This window comes from Flavobacterium sp., assembly GCF_023151265.1.
In the GTDB taxonomy this organism is placed as follows: domain Bacteria; phylum Bacteroidota; class Bacteroidia; order Flavobacteriales; family Flavobacteriaceae; genus Flavobacterium.
Genome location: NZ_JAKLJH010000187.1, coordinates 1 through 3776, shown reverse-complemented (window position 1 = coordinate 3776; position 3776 = coordinate 1). Strand labels below are relative to the sequence as shown.

Annotated in this window: 7 protein-coding genes; 1 reads left to right on the top strand and 6 read right to left on the bottom strand. The window is 34.2% G+C overall.

Annotated elements, in window-relative coordinates; genetic code table 11:
• On the bottom strand, window positions 1–365 hold a 365-nt coding region (locus tag L6Q46_RS13100), incomplete at its 3' end, for a hypothetical protein (RefSeq protein WP_291284684.1).
• 137 nt (window positions 366–502) lie between these two features.
• Between L6Q46_RS13100 and L6Q46_RS13095 the strand changes: the two genes are divergently transcribed.
• A complete protein-coding gene (locus L6Q46_RS13095) occupies window positions 503–826 on the top strand; it encodes a helix-turn-helix domain-containing protein (RefSeq protein ID WP_291284683.1) in 324 nt (107 codons plus the stop codon).
• A gap of 189 nt (window positions 827–1015) precedes the next feature.
• Here L6Q46_RS13095 and L6Q46_RS13090 read toward each other — a convergent pair whose 3' ends face one another.
• From L6Q46_RS13090 to L6Q46_RS13070, 5 genes are all read right to left on the bottom strand, one after another.
• Window positions 1016–1315 carry a HigA family addiction module antitoxin gene (locus tag L6Q46_RS13090; protein ID WP_291284682.1) on the bottom strand — a complete coding sequence of 100 codons (300 nt, stop codon included), beginning with the start codon at window positions 1313–1315 and terminating at the stop codon, window positions 1016–1018.
• Between the two features lie 11 nt (window positions 1316–1326).
• Entirely contained in the window at window positions 1327–1608 is a 282-nt protein-coding gene (locus L6Q46_RS13085) for a type II toxin-antitoxin system RelE/ParE family toxin (RefSeq protein WP_291284681.1), read from the bottom strand.
• Between the two features lie 159 nt (window positions 1609–1767).
• Window positions 1768–2355 carry a CHAP domain-containing protein gene (locus tag L6Q46_RS13080; RefSeq protein WP_291284680.1) on the bottom strand — a complete coding sequence of 196 codons (588 nt, stop codon included), beginning with the start codon at window positions 2353–2355 and terminating at the stop codon, window positions 1768–1770.
• 221 nt (window positions 2356–2576) lie between these two features.
• Window positions 2577–3026, bottom strand: coding sequence for a hypothetical protein (locus L6Q46_RS13075; RefSeq protein ID WP_291284679.1), 450 nt, complete (start codon window positions 3024–3026; stop codon window positions 2577–2579).
• Between the two features lie 311 nt (window positions 3027–3337).
• A partial coding sequence (locus L6Q46_RS13070) for a hypothetical protein (protein ID WP_291284678.1) occupies window positions 3338–3776 on the bottom strand: 439 nt, incomplete at its 5' end.

The following is a 3776-nucleotide window of genomic DNA, read 5'->3' as shown; positions in this document are numbered from 1 at the left end:
TGAGTGGTTGTAATACTAAACGCCTGATAATGGCCTAATAAGTATAAAATGAAAATCGATAATGAAATTGTCAAAAAACCAAAACTAAAACCTCCAACCATTTCTTTCGGTAAATGTTTTATAGATAGTTCGGTAATTTTTCTTTTATCATATAAACGGAATAAATAGTAATAGCTAACTAATAGCACTATACAAGAAATAAAAATAATAATTGGGTCAGCAATACTTTTATCATGAGTAATGTTATAAAAAAATGGTTTTAATACAAAATTTTGAATGATTACAAATAGTGAAAAGCAAACGCTAATTCCTACAATAATTTTAGAAACTGGAAAATATAGTACTCTTTTGACGAATGAATTCATTGTTTTTTTGCTTTATGTATTCAAAGTTTTTACGAATAAAAGTATTTATTACCTTTATGACAAGTACATACAATAAAGTAAGCTACATACCGAAAATATAGTAACGTTGATTATCAACATTTTAAATTTATTAATAAATGAAAAATAAAACTAAAAAGGCACATTGTGCGGTTGATTATGCCTTTCAACGAATAGGCGGAAAATACAAAGGGAGAATTTTATGGGTATTAAGAAATGGTGTTTTGCGATACGGAGAGTTAAACAGAGCTGTGGTGGGTATTACACCAAAAATGCTAACTCAAACGCTAAAAGAATTGGAAGCTGATGAACTCATTACAAGAAAAGTTTATTTAGAGGTTCCACCCAAAGTTGAATATTCACTTACTGATACAGGGAAAGAATTAATTCCGTTTATCAGTCAAATGCGAAGTTGGGGTGAAAAGCAAATGTTGGCGAAATGAAGTTGACAATTTTTGAGGGGTGCAATTGCTTGGTACCAATGTTTCGCAAATAGACGTAAGGCAGTTTTTTGAAACTACCTCAGTCTATACGCACAAATGTTTATTGCGAGGTGCAAAATAAAAATGCGCTAGCAGCCATTTTTATGCACCGAACGATAACCGAGTCCGCCCGCTTACGTTTATTTGCTGTTATGCAGCGTTGCGAGCATGATGCTTGATCGCATCTAGTTCTGTCTTTTTATGATTTTTTTCCTCTTCGATGTCAAAGTCGTCTTGTAGCCCAAGCCAAAACTTTGCACTATTTCCAAAATATTTTGAAAGTCTTAAAGCGGTGTCAGCGGTAATACGACGATTTCCTTTTATTATTTCAGAAATGCGAGTCTGAGGAATACCAATGTCTTTTGAAAGTCTGTAAGCACTAATTTCAAGAGGAATTAAAAACTCTTCTAAAAGTATTTCGCCAGGATGTATATTTTTTATTTTTTTCATATCTTAAAAATTTAATGATAGTCTATTATTTCAACTTGTTCTGCATTTCCATTATTCCATTTAAAAATAACTCTCCATTGATTATTGATACGAATAGAGTAGAAGTCTTTTAAATTTCCTTTTAATTTTTCAAGTCTGTTTGACGGAGGGATCATTAAATCAGTCAAGTCTTGCGAGTTGTTTAACATTCTGAGCTTTCTTCGAGCGATTCCTTGAATTTCTGTCGAAAAACCTTTTACACGTTCTCCCTCCCATATTTTTTTAGTTTCCTTGCCCCCAAATGAAATAATCATACTATCGTCATACGTTACTTACGTCAAAGGTAAGTAGTAAATACTAAATAAACAAGTCTTGTCAGGACATAGATCTTATTTGAATATAGTCTTCTCCGAGCATTGCAGCATAACGTATTGCAAGTAGGTGCTGTTATAGGTTGGCCGTTGCACAAAGTTTTATTCCTTCCTTAACCAGCCAAGTAGTCTGTCTTTGTCGAGTGTCCAGAGGCCGTCAATGTTTTTTAATTTTATTTTGTCCCGTGATTTGCCAAATGGCCCGGGGTTTTGCTGAATAATTTCAATTTCATCATCGGCAACAGAGGAAATTATTGCAACATGTCCGTATTTATTAAATATTGAACCCGAGAAGATAATCAAGTCGTCAGGTTTAGGTTTTGTTTTACTGCCGTTTTTATATTGTATTAAATTACGTTTTGTGTTTAATTCACCGTCAGCAAGGTCTTTGTCGTAAAAGTCTTTGGCGTGTCCGTATGCGTCAGGCATTTTGTGATTTAAATGTTTGTAATAATAACGTTTAACAAATTCAACGCATTGATATTTAATACCGATATTATAATCGTCCGGAGATGTGTTGCGCCCAGAAGAGTTGTCGACCCCGCCATTGTAATAAACTACAACATTATTTAAGCTGTCCAAATGTTGTCCGACCTTGTAATTGAAATTGAGATTGATTTTTTTTGTCACTTTGTAAATAATAAAACCCGTCAGGCATAATATTGAGAAAATTAAAAATAGTTTTTTCATTCAAATGTCTTTGCGAAGGTTTGTCCAACTGCTTACCCATAAAGGTTTGCGGCCTTGCCTAGTGCCTGTCTTCTGTAATGTTAAATGTACGGAAGTCTGCCGAGATGCCAAAATACCACAGAAAACAGGCATTAAGCAAGACCGCTGTTATAAGAGGTACACACCACATACAGTATTTTTAGCGCTGTCTGATAATGGTTGTCGTTATTTATTAGCGAGGTTTATTTGCTTTTATGTTTCATTAGAGATTCAATTTCTTTAATGTTATAATTAGGCTCGCGAACTTGCCGATTTTTTTCAGGTTGATGTCTGTCCGAACTTTTTACAGGAACAAAGTCAATGATGTCTTTAACAAACTCAATTCTATGCAATTCTTTTTTTTCTTTTAATACTACGCATGAATATTTTCCGACAAAAAGATCATGAATGTCTATATTACTTTCTAAATAGTTAGATGAGTTGGGAAGGGCAACAGTTTTCAATACTTTATTATCCGAATCGATTATTTGAACTGTAATATTTGTGATAGAATCCGACTCTGAATTAATTGTCAAAGTTATTTTTTCAAAAAGGGGATTTTCCAATAAATTGATTTTGAGGTCGGGTAGTTTGGTATGAGAAAAAAGGAGTCCAACATTAAATATAAAAAGTGTCAGAATTATTTTTCTCATTGTATTACCTTTTGGTTAGTCAAAGTTAGTAAAAAAAATAAGGCCTGCAAGAGTCCTTATCGAAACGAAACTATTTTGTCGGTAGGAATGTTGCCCTAAAACCAATGTCTTGACGCATTACTTATCGGTTTGCAAATAGGCCTTGTGCGCAATTCGAAATGCTAAAAGCCGAAAAGTCTCCCGTCAAGCTAAAATACCGAAACAAACCGAACCACGCAATTGCCGAAAAAATAATAACACAATTGCGCAACCGAATTCTGTCCGCATAAGGCCTATTTGCTGTTAGTAACAGTTGCTGTCCGTTGAAAATTCTAATTTAATTTGTAAATGTCGTCGTAGGTAACATATGTTTGTCGAGCGATCGTGTAGAGAGGTTTATCATTGTCGTCTTTGATTAAGCCAATACTCGTGTCGTCCGGTTTAGGGAAATGGATTTTATAGGCTCTACCGTCTTCAAGAGCAATTCCATAAGTTTCTATCGAATTCGACATTTCATAGGACTTTTGAGTATACTCAAACCTTTTGATTTGCCCCAAGCTATCTTTAATCGTAAAAGCTTTTGGCTCAAATACAATTTCGAGTTTGTGTCCATTTGCGTCCAGGGCTTTCCAATATCCCCTATAGGTGTCAGATCCACTGCAGGAAAATAAAATACCCACGATGACCGCTAATAGTCCGATGTTTAACTTTTTCATGTTATTTACTTTTATTTTTTTTCGTTCTAGGTGTCCAAAGTAATTGGTACTAACG

What these genes read in the sequence shown, in the direction of transcription:
- L6Q46_RS13095 (WP_291284683.1), top strand. Translation starts at nt 503, where the DNA reads ATGAAAAATAAAACTAAAAAGGCACATTGTGCGGTTGATTATGCCTTT.
- L6Q46_RS13090 (WP_291284682.1), bottom strand. Translation starts at nt 1,315, where the DNA reads ATGAAAAAAATAAAAAATATACATCCTGGCGAAATACTTTTAGAAGAG.
- L6Q46_RS13085 (WP_291284681.1), bottom strand. Translation starts at nt 1,608, where the DNA reads ATGATTATTTCATTTGGGGGCAAGGAAACTAAAAAAATATGGGAGGGA.
- L6Q46_RS13080 (WP_291284680.1), bottom strand. Translation starts at nt 2,355, where the DNA reads ATGAAAAAACTATTTTTAATTTTCTCAATATTATGCCTGACGGGTTTT.
- L6Q46_RS13075 (WP_291284679.1), bottom strand. Translation starts at nt 3,026, where the DNA reads ATGAGAAAAATAATTCTGACACTTTTTATATTTAATGTTGGACTCCTT.